Below are 19,748 nucleotides of genomic sequence, written 5' to 3' on the forward strand. Positions count from 1 at the left end.
ATGTAAATGGCCAACGATAGCCAGTCACGTACAGCAAGAAGAAAACAAAAGAAATCATCGAAAAAAGGAAAAAGCAATTCAAAATTCAAAAGGATTTTTATGACCCTCTTAACCATCGGAGTTGTTCTGATGTTAGGGGTTGGAGCACTATTCGCCTATTATGTCGCTACGGCTCCAAGTTTAGATGAATCGAAATTATCCGATCCATTCTCTTCCAAAGTTTATGACAAAAACGGAGACTTGTTTGCTGATTTAGCCGGAGACGAACGACGGACGAAAATCACATACAACGACATTCCTACCGTTCTTGAAGACGCTGTATTAGCGACAGAAGATGTACGCTTTTTCGATCATATCGGTATTGACTTCCGTAGAATCGGAGGCGCCGTACTGGCGAACATCACTGGCGGGTTCGGTGCTGAAGGAGCGAGTACAATCACACAACAAGTCGTCAAAGAATCATTTTTGACGAAAGATAAAACCATAAAACGTAAAGTGCAAGAACAGTATTTGGCTATTAAGTTAGATCAGGAATATTCCAAAGAAAAGATTTTAGAAATGTACCTGAATAAGATTTACTATGGTGCTGGGGCTTACGGGGTTGCTGAAGCTGCGGAAACTTATTTTGGTAAGAAAGAGCTCAGTGAGCTAACATTGCCTGAAGCTGCCCTATTGGCAGGTCTCCCTCAAAGGCCGAGTGGGTACATGCCATTTGAAAATCCAGATTTAGCGAAGGATCGAATGAACACGGTTCTTAGTTTGATGGTACAACATGGGAAAATAACAGAAGCTGAAGCAGAAGAAGCACGACAAGTGAAGATCGAAGACATGTTGATTGAAAGACAACCTGAAAAAGAAGCACCATTCCAAGCGTTCCTGGATGAAGTGGAACGTGAAATTAAAGAGAAAATGGATGGTTCAGATATTTATAAGGACGGGTTGAAAATTTATACAACGCTCGATCCTAAAGCTCAGGAACAAGTTCAGCAGCTCTTAAGTAATGAAGGCCCTACTCCGTGGCCAGACGAAAAATTAATGGCGGGAGTTGCTGTAACCGATACACAGACAGGTGCCATTCGAGCGATTGGTGGAGGCCGAAACTACCAAAAAGGTCAATTCAATACGGCCACACAAATCAATCGTCAACCAGGTTCAACATTCAAACCGATTACAGCCTATGGACCAGCGATTCAATATAATAAAATGTCCACTTATCATCAGATTAAAGATGAAAAAACTGAATTTGACGTCAATAACGGATGGACACCCAATAATTTTGATAATAAGTTCAGAGGATGGGTATCAGCGAGATACGCTTTAAGCCGTTCATTAAATATCCCAACCATTAAATTAATGGAAGAAACAGGGGTCGATAAAGCTGAAGAGTTCGCAAGTGGACTCGGCTTTAAGATACCTGAGAAAGGTTTTATGCTTTCAGATGCCATTGGAGGCGGAGTGGGAACAAACCCTAAAGAAATGGCGGCCGCCTACGCTGCCTTTGGTAATGAAGGTGTATATAATGAACCGCATACTGTAACAAAAGTCGAAGTACCTGGTGAAGGAACGATTGAACTGACTCCGGAGCCTAAGTCTGCAATGAACAGTTACACAGCATTCATGATCTCTAACATGCTACAAACAACTATGAGTGAAGGTACAGGAACGGCAGCCAACGTACCTGGTGTACCTGACGCAGGAAAAACCGGAACGACAAACCGCGGGAATTCTGCATCAGACTCCTGGTTCAATGGGTACACAACGAACTATTCCATTTCCATTTGGTCTGGTTACGATGAAGAAGATCCAATGTCCCAGGCGGCAAAAGATATACCCAAACAGATTTACAAACCTTTGATGAGTCAATTGTCGCAAGGAATAGAAACTGCTGACTTTACTAAACCGGATTCCGTTGCATGGGTAGATGTAGAAAAAGGTTCCAGACCAGCACGTTTACCTAGTGAATATACACCTTCGGACCGGATTGTGACAGAACTATTCCATGTAGACAATCAGCCTTCTAAAGTATCAGAAACTTATCAGAAGCTGGATCCCGTCCAATCGTTGGCAGGTAAATTCAATGAAGAAACATCCAGTATAGATCTCTCTTGGTCCTACGGAAATACAGATGGAGTCAGTTTCCGTATTGCTGCCTCTATTGATGGTGGAGAAATGAGAGAATTGACAACAACGAAAGAAACGAGTGTCGAGATTACGAACGTTGATCCGGGTGCTTCCTACGAATTTGCTGTAGTGGTCATCAGTGATGACGATAATACAGCAAATAGTGATCCGGCTACCGTCAAAGTTCAAGCTCCAGGTTCTCTTGAACAGGAAAATCCTGAAGAATCCGAAGACGGAGAAAATCAGGAAGATGAAGAAGAAAACGCTGAAGGTGAAGGTCCTCCTGAAGAAAACAACGAGGGAGACGGACAAGGAAATAACGGCGGAAACGGTAACAATAACGGTGATGGTCAAGGCAATGATCAAGGCAATGATCAAGGCAATGATCAAGGCAATGATCAAGGCAATGATCAAGGCAACGGCCAAGGCAATGGACAAAACGATGGACAAGACGATGGATCTGAAAATAATAATGACAGTGAAAACGATGACCAAAATCAAAATGATGGTTCTGGTTCAGGTGGAGACAGTGGTTCAGACGGGAACAGTGGTTCTGATGAAGAACAACCGCCAGCTGAAGAGGATCAGGATAATCAACAAGATGCGGCCTAAACAAAAAATACCCTCTCGAAAATTCGAGAGGGTATTTTTATTAGGACTTCTCTTTCTTTTTCATTCGTTTTTGTCCTTCCCTGCACAGAAATAATAAAGGACACTCTTCACAATTCGGACGCTGCGCTTTACAATGATAGCGGCCGAAAAAAATCATCCGGTGATGGGTCACACTCCACTCTTCCACCGGTATTTTCCTCATCAACGTCTTTTCGACTTCCAACACAGAATCTTTCCATCGACAAAGAGCGAGGCGTTTGGAAACACGCTCCACGTGTGTATCCACTGCTATTGCAGGTTCATCAAAAGCAACGGAAGCTACGACGTTTGCCGTTTTCCTCCCCACTCCTGCTAAACTTTCCAGCTCTTTTTTTGTCGGGGGAACTTCCCCATTAAATTTCTCCACAAGTGTTTGGGAAAGCTTCTTTATGTTCTTTGCCTTGTTCCTGTATAAGCCGATCCGTTTGATATCATCCTGGAGCTCTTCTAATGGAACAGCGATATAGTCCTCGGGCTTTTTATATTTTTCAAAAAGGTGAGGGGTCACTTTGTTCACTAATGCATCTGTCGCTTGAGCAGAGAGAACGACAGCAACGAGGAGTTCAAAAGGATTGCTGTGTGTTAATTCGCACTCGGCCTCAGGAAACATTTCTTCAAACGTATCTAAACAATGACGGATTTGCTGTTTATTCAACATCGTATGTTTTAAGAATCCTCCTCCAACCAGTTATAGTAAAGGGAGATATCCCGCTTCTTATTTTCCTGCTTTTGTGTTTTTGGTGCCTGTTGGCCTTGGCGGAACTGCTTGCCCTGTTCCCGGGCTTGCTCCACCGTTTTGACACCTTTACGTTTCCACTCCCTCAGGATGCGGTCAATGTATTTAAAATTCAATTTGCTCATTAATACAGCTTCTCTTAACGCGGCCTTGATCAATGCAGGGGATTGATCTTCCTCATCAAGCCATATATTGATGGTTTCAATTTCAAATGGAGACAGGGGTCTCCCGAATTCTTGCTCGAACAACGGAAAAATATTCTCATCATACGACCGGTCATTCGTTTGAGGTTTCGGTGATGCAGCAAAAAGTTTTTCCCACAAAGGCTCCAATGAATAGTACTCATTAAGCACACGATCTTCATTTTGATTTTGTTCAATCGTCATCATTCTTTTTTGTATCAGGCTTCTAAGCACTCGTGAACATTCTTGCGCTGTAATGGAAAGATGAGCTGCCAGTTGTTCAGGTGTAGGAAAACCGTTGCCTTCTGTGCGAAAACGGTGGATTTGCAAAAGAACGACCAATTCTGTTTCATTCAACTTCAGCTGATGAAAATGTTCAAGAAGTTTGGTTGGAACGACCATTTGGTTATCCATGATGTTCTGAAAGCTTTGGTATTTAGCCAAATCAATCCCTCCATTCTTAATCTTCATGGAATGAAAAACACCGATACGCCACAGGCGTTAAATCGGTGTTCGTTCATCCACATGATTGGTGATCACGGGTAAAGTCGATTCAATAAACGAGGGAATGGAATAGTCTCGCGAACGTGCTCGACTCCTGAAATCCAAGCGACCGTACGTTCAAGTCCTAATCCGAAGCCAGAGTGTGGAACACTGCCGTATTCACGTAATTGTAAGTACCATTTGTACGCATCCCCTGTGAGATCATGTTCCTCATACCTCTGTTTCATTAACTCCAGATCATCGATACGTTGAGATCCACCGATGATTTCACCATATCCTTCTGGGGCGATCAAATCTGCACATAGAACCACTTCTGGGCGCTCAGGATCTGGCTTCATATAGAACGCTTTGATATCAGAAGGGTAATTCGTAATGAAAACAGGCTTATCATAGCTTTCAGCAATAGCTGTTTCATGTGGGGCTCCAAAATCTTCTCCCCATTCGATATCATCAAATCCTTTATCTTTCAAAAGTTGGATGGCATCGTCATAACTAATGCGCGGGAATGGAGCTTGAATTTTTTCAAGTTTCTCTGTGTCACGACCGAGTGCATCAAGTTCAATCTTACAGTTTTTAAGAACCGATTGAACGACATGAGAAACATACTGTTCCTGTACTTGAAGACTGTCTTCATGGTCCATGAAGGCCATTTCAGGCTCAATCATCCAGAATTCAATCAAATGACGGCGGGTTTTTGATTTCTCAGCACGGAACGTTGGTCCGAAACTGAATACTCGTCCAAACGCCATCGCCGCAGCTTCCATGTAAAGCTGACCACTTTGAGACAAGTAGGCATCTTCATCAAAATATTTCGTATGGAAGAGTTCTGTCGTTCCTTCCGCCGATGATCCCGTAAGAATAGGAGGGTCAATTTTGACATACCCATTGTCATTGAAAAATTCGTAAGTGGATCGAATGATTTCATTTCGTACTTTCATGACGGCATGTTGACGCTTAGATCGTAACCACAAATGGCGGTGATCCATCAGGAACTCTGGACCGTGTTCCTTTGGTGTGATTGGATAGTCGACAGCTTCGTGAATGACTTCAAAATCTTTCACTTGCATTTCATACCCAAGTGGCGAACGAGTATCTTCCACGATCACACCTGTCACATAAAGAGAAGACTCCTGTGTTAAAGCCTTAGCATCTTGAAACTTATCTTCCCCGATTTCTGCTTTAACGACGATCCCTTGCATAAATCCTGTTCCATCACGAAGTTGCAAGAATGCAATTTTACCACTGGAGCGTTTGTTACTAAGCCAAGCTCCTAACGTCACTTCTTCGCCTACATATTTTGATACTTCAGAAATAGTTGTTTTCACACTAAAACCTCCAAAAGCTTAAGATTGATGTTTGTTTACAAAACGTTCGATTCGATCAGCTGCTTTTTCAAGCTGATCCAGAGATGTCGCATAGGACAGGCGCACATTATCAGGGCTTCCGAATCCAGACCCAGGGACGAGCGCAACTTTTTCTTCATCTAATAGAGCTTTCACCCATGCATCCACGTTCTCAAAGCCACCCTGTTCAACTGCTTCTTTCACATTCGGGAAAAGGTAAAAAGCGCCGGATGGTTTCGCACAGTTCACACCAGGAATTTGAACAAGACGCTTGTGAAGCACGTCCAGCCGCTCTTTGAACGCTTCTTTCATTTCGTCTACTTTTTCTTCAGATGCCGTATAAGCAGCGAGTGCTGCGTACTGGGCAATGGTCGTCGGATTAGATGTCGAATGGGAAGCCATATTGGACATCGCTTTAATGATCGTTTTATTTCCCGCAGCGAAACCGATTCTCCACCCTGTCATAGAATGGGACTTGGAAACCCCGTTGATAATAATCGTTTGATCATAGAGTTCTTTTGACAGCTGAGCTACGGAAACATGTTTTTCATCTGTATAGATCAATTTTTCGTAGATTTCATCCGATACAATCAGGACATCATGCTCAAGGCACACTTCGCCGAGCGCCTTTAATTCTGATTCCGAGTACATCATACCTGTCGGGTTACTTGGTGAATTAATGATCACAGCTTTCGTTTTAGGTGTGATGGCTTCTTTCAGTTGCTCTGGTGTAAGCTTAAAGTCATTGGATTCCTCTGCTGAAACAATCACAGGCGTACCTTCAGCGAGTTTTATCTGTTCTGGATAACTGACCCAGTATGGAGCCGGAACGATGACTTCATCCCCCTTATTCAAGAGGACCTGGAACAAAGTGAACAATGCATGTTTCGCACCTGTGGTAACGATGATTTGTTCATTTGTGTAGGTTAGGTCTTGGTCGCGTTTCAGTTTTGCTGTAATGCTGTTCTTCAGCTCAGGAACACCGCCAGCTGGTGTGTATTTCGTCATTCCCTCATCCATCGCACGCTTGGCAGCATCCAAAATATAAGAGGGTGTATTGAAATCGGGCTCGCCAGCTCCCAATCCAATCACATCATGACCTTCTGCCTTCAATGCTTTCGCTTTGGCTGTGATTGCCAATGTTGTTGATGGTGTTAAAGCTTGCACGCGTTGTGCTAATTCCATAAACGTTCACTCCTTTTACTCATTCTGTCTGAAAGCAAAACGCTGATCAAACGCTTCACCCTGCAATGTAAAATAATCCAGTACGTAACGGTTCTGTTCATCGATATAAGTCAATTGAAAGACAGGTTCGTTTTCCTCAAAACCATATTGTATATCCTTGAATGTACAATTGGAGCATGTATTCCCCCACCGGGAGCGCATCTCCTCCAAAGGCAGCGCTTCTTCTTCAGGAACCTCATCAAGGATCTTTTTTTCCTTGATGTCCATGAATAAAATAGATGCTTCTTTGGATTCGTTGATTCCTTGGACGATATGAAATTCTCTTTCGCCATGGTATGTAGAAACATGGTCGATCCTTGTAAGGTCCCCTTGTTCTCTAGCAATCGCTTCTGCTTGAGGGTGACCCTCTTTCCGGTCCTGATTCACATCTATATATACCCATAGGAAAAGGATAAAAGCTAGAATAAAGAGGGTTCCTACTATCGCAAGGCTCCACTTCAACCAACTAGGTACGGTAAATGGTGAAGACTGCGGTCTCAGCATCGTCATCATCCAGTGCCAACCCAAACATCAGATTATTTTCTTTCAGTGTGCGGTTCAATGTATCGACAATTTTATAAAGATCATCAGACTTTTGGATTCTGACCGTCGATAACGTTTCAATCTTATTTTCCATCGGTTAAAAACCTCCATTGTGCGGGGTCCGCTTTTTATTATAACAGGTTCGTCTAGTCCAATGCGCTAGCGTCAGAGCCATTTTTCAATCTTATTAATCAATTGACGGGTGGACTCATAAGATACGGGGACTTCTGGTAAGGAATTCAGGAAGTATTTCCCATACCTTGCCTCTATCAACCGTTGATCACAAATAAAGACGACTCCTCGATCAGAACTGCTTCGAATTAATCTTCCAAAACCTTGTTTGAACCGAATGATTGCATGAGGCAGGGATTTCTCCATAAAGGAATTTTTCCCTTCTTTTTGCAATCGTTCGTTCCTCATCGATTGTATAGGCTGATCTGGTGGTTGAAAAGGTAAACGGACCATCATTAGACAGGAGAGATCCTCTCCTGGTATGTCCACACCTTCCCAGAAAGAACTCGTCCCTAAGAGAATAGCCTGATCGAACGCTTGAAAGTTTTTTTTCAAACGATCTCTACTTCCACTTGATACGCCTTGTGCGAAAACCATGAACTCTTCTGGGTCAATAAACTCTTTTAGAAGTGTGTAGGTTTGACGAAGCATTTCATAAGAAGTAAATAAAACAAGCATTCTCCCTTTTGTCACTTCAGCAACAGAATAAATGGCTTCACTAAGCGCTTCAACAAACGAGTCGGGATCATTTTTTATGTTTGGGAAATCATTCGGTACCATAAGCTGGACCTGCTCCTTAAACTGATAAGGAGATGGAATGACAGCTTCTATGGTATTGGCAAAATCTTTTAACCCCAAGGACTTTCGAATGTACTCGAAAGAACCATCTGTTGATAAAGTGGCACTCGTCAAAATTGCACTACGCTTTCTACTAAAAAGCCGTTGTTCGAGAAGGTGAGCGACATCGTAAGGTTCACTGAATAAATAGATCGCGTTAACGGCTCCTTCTCCTTCAATTTCCACCCATTTCACTTCTTCTTCTCTTGTGAAATCAAAATAATGAATGAGCTGGGAGCGAATCTGTTGGCATACATCCATTTGATTGTTCAACCGGGAGAGAAGAATGGGAATACTGTAGTCTTCTCTAACTGCAAGCTGCATTCTCAGTTGTTCTTCCATTCTTCCCATGTGGACAATCAATTTTTTTATCATAGCTAAGAAACGATGGGACATTTCTTTAGCTGTGTCAATGAATGCCGGCATCTCTCCAGGTTTTAACAGAAGCTGGGTACGTCCAACATCACTCTTCCCTTTCCCAAACCTCTTCTGCTTTTTGACACTTTGATAAATATAACGCGAAAGATGACTCAGTTCTTCCTTCGCCTCATCAATAGATTGTTGGCCTCTCATCAGGTTCATATAAAAATCTTCCTGCAAAGACCATTCCTTATAAAGACTCTTATGAAAGATCTCTCCAAATTGGGTCAAATGCCGTTGAAGTTCACGATAATTCATTCGTACTCCAAAGTACCGACTAGCCACTGCTTCCAAATGATGAGCTTCGTCAATAATTACATGCTCATAATCCGGCAGGGCTGATTCCTCTTTCATTATATCCATGCAAAGAAGAGCGTGATTTGTAATCACAAGGTCCGCTTGAGCCGCCTTCTCCTGGGCCCATTGGAAAAAGCTGTCGTCAGTAATACCGAGCCTTACGGTTTTGCTTGACTGTTCCGATGATACTTTATGCCAAAATTGTCTGCCATTTGACGGAAGTTGAATTTCATCCACGTCCCCCGTACGGGTTATGGTCAACCAAACGAGAATCATCGCCTTTGTCAGTGCAATATCATAATTATCTTGATACGACCTCTCAAGCTCATAATGGAAGTGAATTAAACTTATATAATGAGATTTCCCTTTATAAAGTACAGCCTTAATCGGGCGGGGAAACATCCGCTCGACCTTAGGTATTTCTTCTTCCAGCAATTGTTTTTGCAGACTCGTCGTGTGGGTGGAAATGACGACACGTTTTCCACTTTCCATAGCCTGGAAAGCTGCGGATAGTAGGTAAGCGACTGACTTGCCCGTTCCAGCACCTGCTTCTAATATCGCATGATTGTTCTCTTCAAGAGCTTGCTTGACACTTGCTGTCATATCCTGCTGTCCTTTGCGGATTTCATAATCAGGAAGCAGACTCCCAAGGCCATTTTCTCCTTCAAACACTTGCGTTTTCCACGTATTGAACGGTGGAAGTTGAATGGTTTTAGGTGCACGGTCCGGCACTTGCTTACGGACGGCAATCCCGTGCTTAAGCATCACATCAGATTCGTTGTTGCTGCCATACCGCTTTTCCTCCAAATACTTCAGAAAGAACTCTCTGAAATCACTTTTCAATTTCCCTTCGATTTTTAACAGATGCTGGATCGTGCGCTCTGGGAGACGCTGAAGTTCTTTCAATAAATAAAGGAGCAAATCAGCGGTTACTTGAGCGTCTGACAATGCTCGGTGTGGTCGATCATGGCCCATCTCTAACCGTTCTGCTAGCTGTCCCAGCTTGAAAGTAGGAGAAGTCGGCATAAGAATGCGTGCGAATTCCACGGTATCAATAATCGGATTATGTAAAGGTTGATAACCGCACCGTACCAATTCATCATTTAGAAAACCCAGATCGAATTCGATGTTATGCGCCACAATGTAAGCATGTTGAAACAGAGGATAGACATCCCCTACAATTTCAGAAAAGAGCGGTGCATCTAAAACATCGTCATTTTCAATTCCGGTTAATGACCGAATAAACGGAGGGATCTCTTTTTCTGGATAAACAAGGGAAGAAAACTCTTCCACTATGGTCCCATTTTCCTCCATAACAACGACACCGATTTCTATGATGCGATCCCCTTTTGAAGCCGCATTTCCTGTTGTCTCTAAATCCACAATTGCAAATCTTTTCATGTTCATCCCTACTTTCACAACAAAAAGGAAGGACCTTGCCTAAGACCGTGGCATAGATCCTTTCTTCACTCGCTAGTCACTTCTTATAATGGCAATGCTTGTAAAGGTGGTTCTTCCTCGATGATTTTCTCAACCTTGTTATTCTCATCCATCAGGGCAATCTTTGGACGAAATTCTTCAAGTTCCTCTTCATTAAGCATCGCATAGGAAACAATAATGATAATATCATCCGGCTGTACACGGCGGGCCGCTGCACCATTCAGGCAGATAACACCACTCCCACGCTCACCAGCAATCACATAGGTCTCAAGACGTTCACCATTATTATTGTTGACAATCTGCACTTTTTCATGGGGAAGTATACCGACTTGATCAAGCAAATCCTGATCGATCGTCACACTTCCAACATAGTTCAAATTCGCTTCAGTTACGCGCGCCCGGTGTATTTTTGCTTTCATCATTGTACGTAACATATGAAATGACCTCCTTGACGATCACCCATAGATGACATGTCCTTCATGATCGAAAACGACATTGTCAATCAACCTCACATTGTCATAAAATACAGCCGCAGCGAGAATCACAGGACGATCGATCTTCTCTATAAATTCTAACTCAGGATAAGATAATAATTCAATATAATCTATCTTACCACGAGTTTTCTGTTCAAGAAACTTCTCTGTCGCCTCAATGATAAATTCTTTGGACCTTTGTCCTTCCATGACAAGTCTCCTGCCATACTGCAGCGCTTCCTGTATGGACGGAGACTCTCTTCGTTCCTTATCGGAGAGACGGACATTTCTACTGCTTTTCGCAAGACCGTCTTCCTCTCTTACCGTAGGGACAGGGATGAGATTGACAGGCATATTATAATCTTTGATCAACGCATCTACGACAGCTACTTGTTGTGCATCCTTCATTCCGAAGTAGACGTTGTCAGGTCTTGTAATATTGAATAACTTAGTGAGGACGGTAACTACCCCATCAAAGTGGCCCGGACGGCTCTTTCCACACAAAACATTCGTCCGTTTGGTAACCGTCATATTCACGGATAATGACTGCGGATACATCGTTTCATTGGTAGGAAGAAAAACAAGATCAACACCGTTTTCTTTTGCTGCCTTTCGATCATGTTCCTCATCACGAGGGTATGTATCCAAATCTTCCCCCTCCCCAAATTGCAGAGGGTTCACGAAAATGCTGAGAATCACTTTATCATTTTCCTTCTTCGCTTCTTTAATAAGGCGGATATGCCCTTCATGAAGGTAGCCCATCGTAGGAACGAATCCAATGGTCTCCCCATTTTTCGTCCACTCGGAAATCAATGTGTTCACTTGATCAATTTCTCTTAGTACTTCCATTTTTCACCTTACTCCTCTGGCAGTTCATTAAGATTCATAGTAAATGTATGGGATTCTTCCGGAAAAGCCTTCATCTTCACTTCTTTTACATAAGATTGCACCGCTTCTCCTAGAAGATGGTTGCTATCGATATAAGGCTTTACGAACTTCGGTAATCGATCAACCCCATATTTTAGAATATCGTGGTAGACGAGAACCTGACCATCGCACTCTGCCCCGGCACCGATCCCAATCGTAGGGATAGACAACCGGTTTGTAATTTGCTCTGCTAATTGTCTAGGAACGCACTCAAGAACAAGAGCCATTGCACCTGCCGCTTCGATTTCAAGCGCTTCTTCGATGAGTCGTTCCGCTGATCCCTGATCCTTCCCCTGAACCTTGTAACCCCCGAGAACGTTGACCGATTGCGGAGTTAAACCGATATGACCGACCACAGGAATCCCGGCATGGACAAGCTTTTTCATCACTTCAGAGACTTCACCGCTCCCTTCAAGCTTTAATGCTTGAGCACCTGTTTCCTGATAGAGTCTACGCGCATTTTTCAAGGTGTCCTCTGTGGAAATATGATAGGACATGAAGGGCATATCAATGACTTTGAATGTGTCAGGTGCACCACGATAGACCGCTTTTCCATGGTGGATCATATCCTCCATCGTCACCGGGATCGTTGAGTCATAACCAAGTACCGTCATTCCCAAGCTGTCTCCGATGAGAATCATATCAACATTCGCTTCCTCTGACATTTTCGCTGATGGATAATCATAACTTGTGATCATGACGATTTTATCTTTGTCATGCTTCATACGCAGGAACTGTGCCTTATTACGCATGATATCCTCCCTCTCCCCAATGAATTTCCGCTGAATATAGTTTCTCTTCTTCTCCGTCTTTGCTTTTCGCGCGCAAAGCTCCATCAGGCTCAATCCCTACAAGGGTCGCTTGCCACGTTTTTTTCATTGTAGATATGGTCACTTCTTCGCCGATTTTGTATCCGAAGTGCTCCCAATCTTTTTTAATGGATGAAAACCCATGGGCCTCAAACCGTTCATACGTTTCTTCAAAAAGACGGAGAATGTGCTGAACCGTTTGTTGAATATTCCAATGCTGTCTGGATTCGATTTTCAGTGAAGAAGCTTTGTATTTAATATCTGCAGGGATTTCACGATCTTCTTGGTTTACGTTCATTCCCATACCCAGCACAATATATTGGATGGTATCTTGTTCCGCTTGCATTTCGGTAAGAATTCCTGATACCTTCTTATGATTAATTAATAAATCATTCGGCCATTTGATTTGCGGAGCCAACGCAGACCTTTCTGCAATCATCCTTGCTAATACGGTTGCTGCCAGGAGAGTGATTTGAGGTGCTTGCACAGGAGGTAGATTCGGGCGTAAGAGGACACTCATCCATATCCCCTTTCCTTTCGGTGAATCCCAATTTCTCGACATTCGCCCTTTTCCTTTCACTTGCTCATCTGCAATGACTACAGTTCCATGCGGTTTTCCCTGTTTGGCAAGCTGATGCACAATTTCCTGGGTGGATTCTACCTGGTCGTAATGATGCAATTCATGACCGATCCATTTTGTATCCAGCCCCCATCTGAGAGTGTTCTCACTGATCTTATCGGGGGAAGACAAAATTTTATAACCTTTACGTTGGACGGCCTCAATTTCATATCCGTCCTTCTTTAATTCGTTCATATGCTTCCAGACGGCTGTCCTTGATATTCCCAGCTGGCCGGAAAGTTCCTGGCCTGATATATGGCCCTCTACGTTATTGAGTAACTGGATTAATTCCTTGCGGGTGGATTCCATTCCCTCACCCACTCCTTTATCTTTTCATAATCGTTTTCCATTTCCCCTGTGACCACATGGTGTTCAATCGTATCCATCCATTCTGAGATCCATGAACCTTTCGGTAAATCTGAGAACAATTGCAGAAGGTCTTTGGCTTGGAAAGTCAGCTCCCTTTTGTCAAGAATAGGAAGCCGTTCTTTCATCTCCATCAAAGCCTTGTCCAAGTTTACATCTTCTTGGTGTAAAGCAGAGAACAATCTAGAGAACGATGGGAAGAGTTCTTCATCTAATTGATAAACAAGCCATGCTGTCACATTCTTCTCTATTTCATACTGTTTATAGGCGTACAATAACTGAATTGTTTTTTTCTTTGTATCCTTTGAAAGTTTCCATGACTTCATGAAATTTTCTGCTGATAACTGTGGAAATTGCAACACATAAAAAGCGATAATCTCATGCCATCCAACTAGAGGTGAATTCGGCACATTTCTATGGATGTCCAAGTCTTTAAGAATTGGCAGATGATTCTTCAACCCTGTCGTATGCAGTAAGTGTAATCCTAATGCATAATCCGAGCCTCTGAAAATTTTCTCCGTTTCCACTGCAATTCTTTCAATGGAAATGTATTGAAGTAAATGAGACAAGCGATTCAATGCTTCTTCTGTCTTCTTTTCAATATGAAATGAAAGTTGGCTGGCAAACCTGACAGCTCTCATCATTCGTAACGGATCTTCTTGAAAACGCTCAGCTGGCTGACCAACAGCTTCAATCCTTTCCTTGCGTATTGCATCATGTCCGTGGTAAGGATCAATAAGATTGCCGTTTCTACTCATAGCGATTGCATTAATCGTAAAGTCTCTTCGCGCCAAATCAAGGGTGATATCCCGGACGAAGGTCACCTCATCTGGATGACGGTAGTCTTCATAACCTTCTTCTACACGATATGTCGTAACTTCGTATGAAACAGAACGATGGCGCACGATCACGGTGCCATGCTCAATTCCTACAGGGATGGCTTTTTCAAATATTTCCTGGATCCGTTCAGGGGTTTCTGAAGTAGCAATATCGATATCATTGACAGGTATGCCGCTTAAATAGTCACGAACAGCACCACCGACGATGTAAGCTTCGCCCCCAGCTTCCTCAATCTTTTGAATTACTTCAAAGGCAGGTTCGAATACTTCGTGATTACTCATGATTCAACACCTGTTCATAAAGAGTTTCGTACTGTCTAAGGATTGTGTTTGTTGCGAACTTATCATGAACGACTCTTTTCGATCGTTCAGCCATCGTTTGATGCAGATCCTTATCCTCTAATACTTTTGTGGCGAAGTAGGAAATTTGTTCAACATTTCCAAGTTCTGCGATAAAACCGGTTTCCCCATGATCGATAACTTCTGGGATCCCTCCGATATTTGTTCCGATACAAGGCACGCCGCACGCCATGGCTTCAAGAAGGACAAGTCCAAAACTTTCTTTCTCAGATAACAATAATTTCAAATCTGAAATAGAAAGGAGTTCACTAACGTTTTCCTGCTTTCCTAAAAAGAGGACGCGATCATCTAACCCTAGCTGTTGAACAAGTTGATGACATTCGGAATATTCCGGACCGTCTCCAACTAGCAACAACTTCGCAGGCATTTGCTCTGCGACAGCTGCAAAGGTTTTGATGACATCTGTCACTCTTTTTACTCTTCGGAAATTAGAAATGTGGATGAGTACCGCATCTTCTTCATGAATTCCATAGTGCTCCTTAAGACGTTGTTCATCTTTACGATAATACTCCCTTTCATCTACAAAATTATAGATGACGTCAATGGACCGGTCTGTATGTAACATTTCTTTCGTTTGGTCAACAAGGCTTTGCGAGACAGCCGTGACTCTGTCCGACTGTTCGATCCCAAACCGAATCATTTGTTTAAGACTGGAATCTATGCCCAGGACAGTAATATCTGTTCCATGAAGCGTCGTAATAATTTTTACATCACGTTCACACATTTGCTTGGCTAAAATCGCACAAATGGCATGTGGCATCGCATAATGGACATGGAGAATATCCAATTCCTCTCTATTAATTACATCTGCCATCTTAGCTGCGAGAGCTAGGTCATAAGGGGGGTGCTGGAATACTGGATAATTACTGACTTCCACTTCATGATAATAAATATTCGGATATACACGGTTCAGACGGAAGGGGACTTGAGATGCCACAAAATGGATTTCATGCCCTTTCTCTGCCAGCAACTTCCCAAGCTCTGTAGCAATGACACCTGATCCCCCTACGGTCGGGTAACAAGTGATACCTATTTTAGCCATAATCGATCACTCCTGTTATCTGTTCATTTCAATGATGCCTTTCCAATCGAAATCTCCATGATCCAAGGCCTGAATCATAATATCTGCCATTGCTTGGTTTGTCGCTACAGGGATTTGATGAACATCACATAACCTCAGCAAAGCACTAATATCAGGTTCATGGGGCTGTGCTGTAAGCGGATCACGGAAAAAGACAACCATATGCATCTCTTCACTTGCAATTTTAGCTCCGATTTGTTGATCGCCGCCGAGCGGCCCGGATTGAAACCTTGTCACTTTCAAGTCTGCTTCGTCTGCGATTCTCATCCCTGTCGTACCTGTAGCAAACAATTGGTGCTTCGATAAGATGGAATGATATTTTTTCGCAAAACGGATGATATCTTCTTTCTTTTTATCGTGCGCAATCAATGCGATATTCATTGTAAACCTCTCCCTGTTAGTCAAGTATGTGTTCAAGACCATAAACGAGGACGTCAAGTTCCATCACACGTTCTGCAGCAAGTTTCACCCCGCTCATAAATGATTCACGATGAATGGAGTCATGTTTTACAGTCAGTGTTTCGCCGTGTCCACCAAAGATGACTTCCTGGTGAGCCACAAGACCCGGAAGCCTCATACTGTGAATTTTCATTCCATCAACATCCGCCCCGCGGGCACCTTCAAGCGTTTCGGTTTCTGATTCGTGTCCTTGTTTATGAGGATGGCGAACCTCTTTAATTAACTCAGCGGTTTTAAGTGCGGTCCCTGAAGGAGCATCAAGCTTTTGATCATGATGCTTTTCGATGATTTCCACATCCGGAAAATGTTTGGCTGCCCACTTTGAAAATTGCATCATGAGAACAGCCCCGATAGCGAAGTTAGGAGCAATGATGGTCCCGATCCCTCGTTCCGATGCCAGGGTAGTCAACTCGGATAGTTCATCTTCTGAAAATCCTGTAGTACCAACGACGGGTCTGACGCCGTTTTCAATAGCAAGCTTTGTATGTTTGTACCCATTCTCAGGTGTCGTCAAATCAATCAGAACATCAGCTTCGACTTCACTCAGACATGTGGCAGCATCCGTATAGATGACCGCTTCCATATCAGGAAAACCATCCAGTTCTTTCACAGTCATTCCTTCGTGCTTTCGATCAATACAAGCCACAAGTGTAAGCGTGGATTGATTATCGATCATTTTTAATGCTTCTTTGCCCATTTTACCACGCGGGCCTGCGACAATCACTTTAATATTACTCACTATTCGTTCCTCCTTCTTTACGTGTCCAGCGATCTTTATCTCTCGTCTCAATTTTACTCATGGATTGTTCAAAAGCATCAGAGAGATCGATGTCCAGTGAATTTGCAAAACATGTAAGGACGAAAATAACATCGCCAAGCTCTTCTTCAAGAGCTTTATCTTTTTCCGTACTCTTTTTGGGTTTCTCCCCATATCGATGGTTGATTTCTCTTGCCATCTCTCCCACTTCTTCTGTCAACCGTGCCTGAAGACTAAGAGGAGAAAAATAACCTTCTTTAAATTGCGATATGTACTCATCCACTCTTTGTTGGATATCTTTTGTCGTGTAGTTCATTAAAAACCCTCGCTTCTTTAAGGACTCTCTCTAAATGTTAGCCAAAAGGCCGCCATTTGACAAATTTTTTAGTTTAAACCTTTAAAAATTATTGATTATTTTATATAAGCTTCCGATTGTGGAAGACTCCTTTTGGAGATAAACGGGGTTCGTTTACCATATTGGGAGTCAGGGGTGGTTGGGAAGCTACTCGCTTTCCTGTGGGGATGACGGCAAGCCTCCTCGAGCTTCGCTCTGTGGGGTCTCGCCAGCCAATCCATTCCCACGGGAGTCTCGCAGCTTCCCAACCACCCCATTTGATACCGGAGACAAACGAACCCCTAGACCAAGATGGGATGTCTTCAACCATCTCTGTATTATAGGAAAAAGCGGTTTTAAGTGTGGAGGCGCCTCGGTCAGCGGCGTTTGGACTGGACTGAGCTGGCGGAGATAAAGGAAACACGAAGAACGGAGTGTTTCGATGCTGACTTATCGTACAGAAGCGAGGGGAGTCTCACTAGTCGCTAGGCGCCGGAACCGGATATTTAAGAGAAAAAGAGTGCTTGGTGAGACCCCGCAGGACGTAGTCCGAAGTGGCTCAGGCGCGCTCCCGCGGAAAGCGACTCATTCCCCTCCGCCCCATCCACTTACACAAAAGGCTCGAAATCAAGCCTTCCAGAACCCTGCCATATACTTCAATAACTTCCTTATGAATAATCAATACTAACCTTAAGCAAAATCCAAATAGAAAAATGATGTTATTGCCGCAATCGCTTGAATTATCTATAATTGAAGTCGTGTGATTAAATATTGGAGGTGTACATATGAAAATCTTCGGACTACGCTTGAAAAATATCATATGGATCTTAATCGGATCCGCTATCTTTTCTTTCGGACTCGTCCATTTCAACATTCAAAATGAATTAGGAGAAGGCGGATTTACTGGAATTACCTTGCTGCTCTTATACCTATTTGAATGGGATCCGGCCATTATGAATATTGTGCTCAATATTCCGGTCCTCATCATCGGATGGAAGATACTTGGTCGTACTACATTTTTTTATTCCTTAATCGGCATCCTTGCCGTCTCCGTTTTCATTTCAGTTTCTCAGAACTATATGATTGAATTCAACCTGGCCGATGACCTTACATTGGCTGCCCTGTTCGCAGGAGTGTTCATTGGCGTAGGGCTGGGCATTATTTTCCGGTACGGTGGGACGACAGGTGGAGTCGATATTATCGCCCGTCTTATCAATAAGTATCTTGGCTGGAGTATGGGAAGAGCCATGTTCCTCTTTGATGCCCTTGTCATTTTTGTATCCATTATTACATATCTCGAATACACAAGAGGTATGTACACATTGGTAGCTGTGTTTGTCGGAGCAAGAGTCATAGACTTCATCCAAGAAGGGGCATATGCCGCAAGAGGTACCACAATCATTTCTGAGAAGAGTGAAGAAATCTCAAGGCGCGTGATGGAGGAGATGGATCGAGGCGTAACCGTGCTCGAAGGAAGAGGTTCCTTTTCTGGTTCGAAGAGGGATGTGCTTTATTGCGTAATCGGAAAAAATGAAATTGTAAGACTCAAGTCAATTATCGACCATATTGATCCTCATGCATTTGTCGCCGTTAGTCATGTACATGATGTGATGGGCGAAGGCTTCACTCTTGATGAGAACAAAAATCCTATCTACTAAATTTTTAAATGAAAAAAATCTCAATGAAAAAACCGATCCTACTACAAGGATCGGTTTTTCTTATTTACTCTTCATTCATGCCAACGAACATGAATACAAAACGCAGCAATTCAGCAAGTGCAACGAGAGCACCGGCAACGTAAGTCATCGCTGCAGCGTTCAACACTTTCTTCGTTTTGCGCTCTTCATCATTACGGATGACTCCGGTTGAAACCAACTGGCTCATCGCGCGGTTTGAAGCATCGAATTCAACAGGCAACGTGATCAATTGGAACAACACAGCAGCCGCGAAGAATACAATTCCTGCCAGAGCAAGTCCTGCCATTCCAAGTAGAAATCCACCGATAATAAGGAAGATGGAAATGTTAGAACCGAAACTCGCAACGGGAACAAGAGCACTTCGGAAGCGTAAAAATGCGTAATCCTGTGCATCTTGAATCGCGTGACCGACTTCGTGTGCGGCAACAGCAGCTCCTGCTGTTGACCGACCATGGTAAATATCTGTTGAAAGACGGATCACTTTCGAACGAGGGTCATAATGATCCGTTAAATGTCCACGGACTTCTTCTACAGCAACATTGTATAATCCATTGTCATCAAGAATTTTTCTAGCTACTTCTGCTCCTGACATGGCAGATGATGTTGGAACTTTTGAATATTTTTTGTAGGTGCTTTTCACCTTTGATTGCGCCCACAGTGGAATAATCAATATTAGCGCAAAGTAAATAATAAAACTCATCTTTCATTCCTCCATCT

19 protein-coding genes are annotated in these 19,748 nt (G+C 43.1%); 2 read left to right on the forward strand and 17 right to left on the reverse strand.

The genetic code is table 11. The features are described from left to right. Positions 1-6 precede the first annotated feature (6 nt). Complete coding sequence (locus tag BLS23_RS10710) at positions 7-2,733, forward strand: PBP1A family penicillin-binding protein (RefSeq protein ID WP_089652547.1); 2,727 nt, start codon at positions 7-9, stop codon at positions 2,731-2,733. A 40-nt stretch (positions 2,734-2,773) separates the two neighbouring features. Here the strand turns inward: BLS23_RS10710 and nth are convergent, their stop codons facing one another. The 16 genes from nth to BLS23_RS10790 form a co-directional block, all read right to left on the reverse strand. Next, entirely contained in the window at positions 2,774-3,430 is a 657-nt protein-coding gene (gene nth / locus BLS23_RS10715; RefSeq protein WP_089652548.1) for an endonuclease III, read from the reverse strand. An 8-nt stretch (positions 3,431-3,438) separates the two neighbouring features. After that, on the reverse strand, positions 3,439-4,134 hold the full coding sequence (locus tag BLS23_RS10720; protein ID WP_089652549.1) for a DnaD domain-containing protein: 696 nt from the start codon (positions 4,132-4,134) through the stop codon (positions 3,439-3,441). A gap of 92 nt (positions 4,135-4,226) precedes the next feature. Continuing rightward, complete coding sequence (gene asnS / locus BLS23_RS10725; RefSeq protein WP_089652550.1) at positions 4,227-5,519, reverse strand: asparagine--tRNA ligase; 1,293 nt, start codon at positions 5,517-5,519, stop codon at positions 4,227-4,229. An 18-nt stretch (positions 5,520-5,537) separates the two neighbouring features. Further along, positions 5,538-6,722 (reverse strand): pyridoxal phosphate-dependent aminotransferase, encoded by a 1,185-nt coding sequence (locus tag BLS23_RS10730; protein ID WP_089652551.1) that lies wholly within the window; start codon positions 6,720-6,722, stop codon positions 5,538-5,540. Positions 6,723-6,737: 15 nt separating this feature from the next. Beyond that, a complete protein-coding gene (locus tag BLS23_RS10735) occupies positions 6,738-7,265 on the reverse strand; it encodes a cell wall elongation regulator TseB-like domain-containing protein (protein WP_167356071.1) in 528 nt (175 codons plus the stop codon). After that, positions 7,228-7,398, reverse strand: coding sequence for a YpmA family protein (locus tag BLS23_RS10740; RefSeq protein WP_089652552.1), 171 nt, complete (start codon positions 7,396-7,398; stop codon positions 7,228-7,230). The genes BLS23_RS10735 and BLS23_RS10740 overlap by 38 nt, the downstream gene beginning before the upstream one ends. Before the next feature lie 71 nt (positions 7,399-7,469). Next, positions 7,470-10,271: an ATP-dependent DNA helicase DinG gene (gene dinG, locus BLS23_RS10745; protein WP_089652553.1), complete on the reverse strand. Its 2,802-nt coding sequence runs from the start codon at positions 10,269-10,271 to the stop codon at positions 7,470-7,472. Positions 10,272-10,354: 83 nt separating this feature from the next. Beyond that, on the reverse strand, positions 10,355-10,744 hold the full coding sequence (gene panD / locus BLS23_RS10750; protein ID WP_089652554.1) for an aspartate 1-decarboxylase: 390 nt from the start codon (positions 10,742-10,744) through the stop codon (positions 10,355-10,357). A 21-nt stretch (positions 10,745-10,765) separates the two neighbouring features. Next, on the reverse strand, positions 10,766-11,632 hold the full coding sequence (gene panC, locus BLS23_RS10755; RefSeq protein ID WP_089652555.1) for a pantoate--beta-alanine ligase: 867 nt from the start codon (positions 11,630-11,632) through the stop codon (positions 10,766-10,768). 8 nt (positions 11,633-11,640) lie between these two features. After that, on the reverse strand, positions 11,641-12,462 hold the full coding sequence (gene panB, locus BLS23_RS10760) for a 3-methyl-2-oxobutanoate hydroxymethyltransferase (RefSeq protein WP_089652556.1): 822 nt from the start codon (positions 12,460-12,462) through the stop codon (positions 11,641-11,643). Then, entirely contained in the window at positions 12,455-13,447 is a 993-nt protein-coding gene (locus BLS23_RS10765) for a biotin--[acetyl-CoA-carboxylase] ligase (protein ID WP_089652557.1), read from the reverse strand. The genes panB and BLS23_RS10765 overlap by 8 nt, the downstream gene beginning before the upstream one ends. Then, a complete protein-coding gene (locus BLS23_RS10770; RefSeq protein WP_089652558.1) occupies positions 13,423-14,625 on the reverse strand; it encodes a CCA tRNA nucleotidyltransferase in 1,203 nt (400 codons plus the stop codon). Before BLS23_RS10770 ends, BLS23_RS10765 begins: the two co-directional genes overlap by 25 nt. Then, complete coding sequence (bshA, locus tag BLS23_RS10775) at positions 14,618-15,748, reverse strand: N-acetyl-alpha-D-glucosaminyl L-malate synthase BshA (RefSeq protein ID WP_089652559.1); 1,131 nt, start codon at positions 15,746-15,748, stop codon at positions 14,618-14,620. The genes BLS23_RS10770 and bshA overlap by 8 nt, the downstream gene beginning before the upstream one ends. Positions 15,749-15,760: 12 nt before the next feature. Next, positions 15,761-16,165 (reverse strand): methylglyoxal synthase, encoded by a 405-nt coding sequence (locus BLS23_RS10780; protein WP_089652560.1) that lies wholly within the window; start codon positions 16,163-16,165, stop codon positions 15,761-15,763. Between the two features lie 16 nt (positions 16,166-16,181). Then, the gene (dapB, locus tag BLS23_RS10785) at positions 16,182-16,982 is read right to left on the reverse strand and encodes a 4-hydroxy-tetrahydrodipicolinate reductase (RefSeq protein WP_089652561.1); all 801 of its coding nucleotides are present in this window, start codon (positions 16,980-16,982) and stop codon (positions 16,182-16,184) included. Beyond that, positions 16,975-17,316, reverse strand: a complete 342-nt coding sequence (locus tag BLS23_RS10790; RefSeq protein WP_089652562.1) for a nucleotide pyrophosphohydrolase — start codon at positions 17,314-17,316, stop codon at positions 16,975-16,977. Before BLS23_RS10790 ends, dapB begins: the two co-directional genes overlap by 8 nt. 803 nt (positions 17,317-18,119) lie before the next feature. Between BLS23_RS10790 and BLS23_RS10795 the strand changes: the two genes are divergently transcribed. Then, entirely contained in the window at positions 18,120-18,992 is an 873-nt protein-coding gene (locus BLS23_RS10795; protein WP_089652563.1) for a YitT family protein, read from the forward strand. A gap of 64 nt (positions 18,993-19,056) precedes the next feature. On the opposite strand, the gene BLS23_RS10800 is transcribed toward BLS23_RS10795, so the two are convergent. After that, positions 19,057-19,731: a zinc metallopeptidase gene (locus BLS23_RS10800; protein ID WP_089652564.1), complete on the reverse strand. Its 675-nt coding sequence runs from the start codon at positions 19,729-19,731 to the stop codon at positions 19,057-19,059. Between the last annotated feature and the right edge of the window lie 17 nt (positions 19,732-19,748).

It is taken from the genome of Halobacillus aidingensis, from assembly GCF_900104185.1.
Taxonomy (GTDB): Bacteria; Bacillota; Bacilli; order Bacillales; family Halobacillaceae; genus Halobacillus; species Halobacillus aidingensis.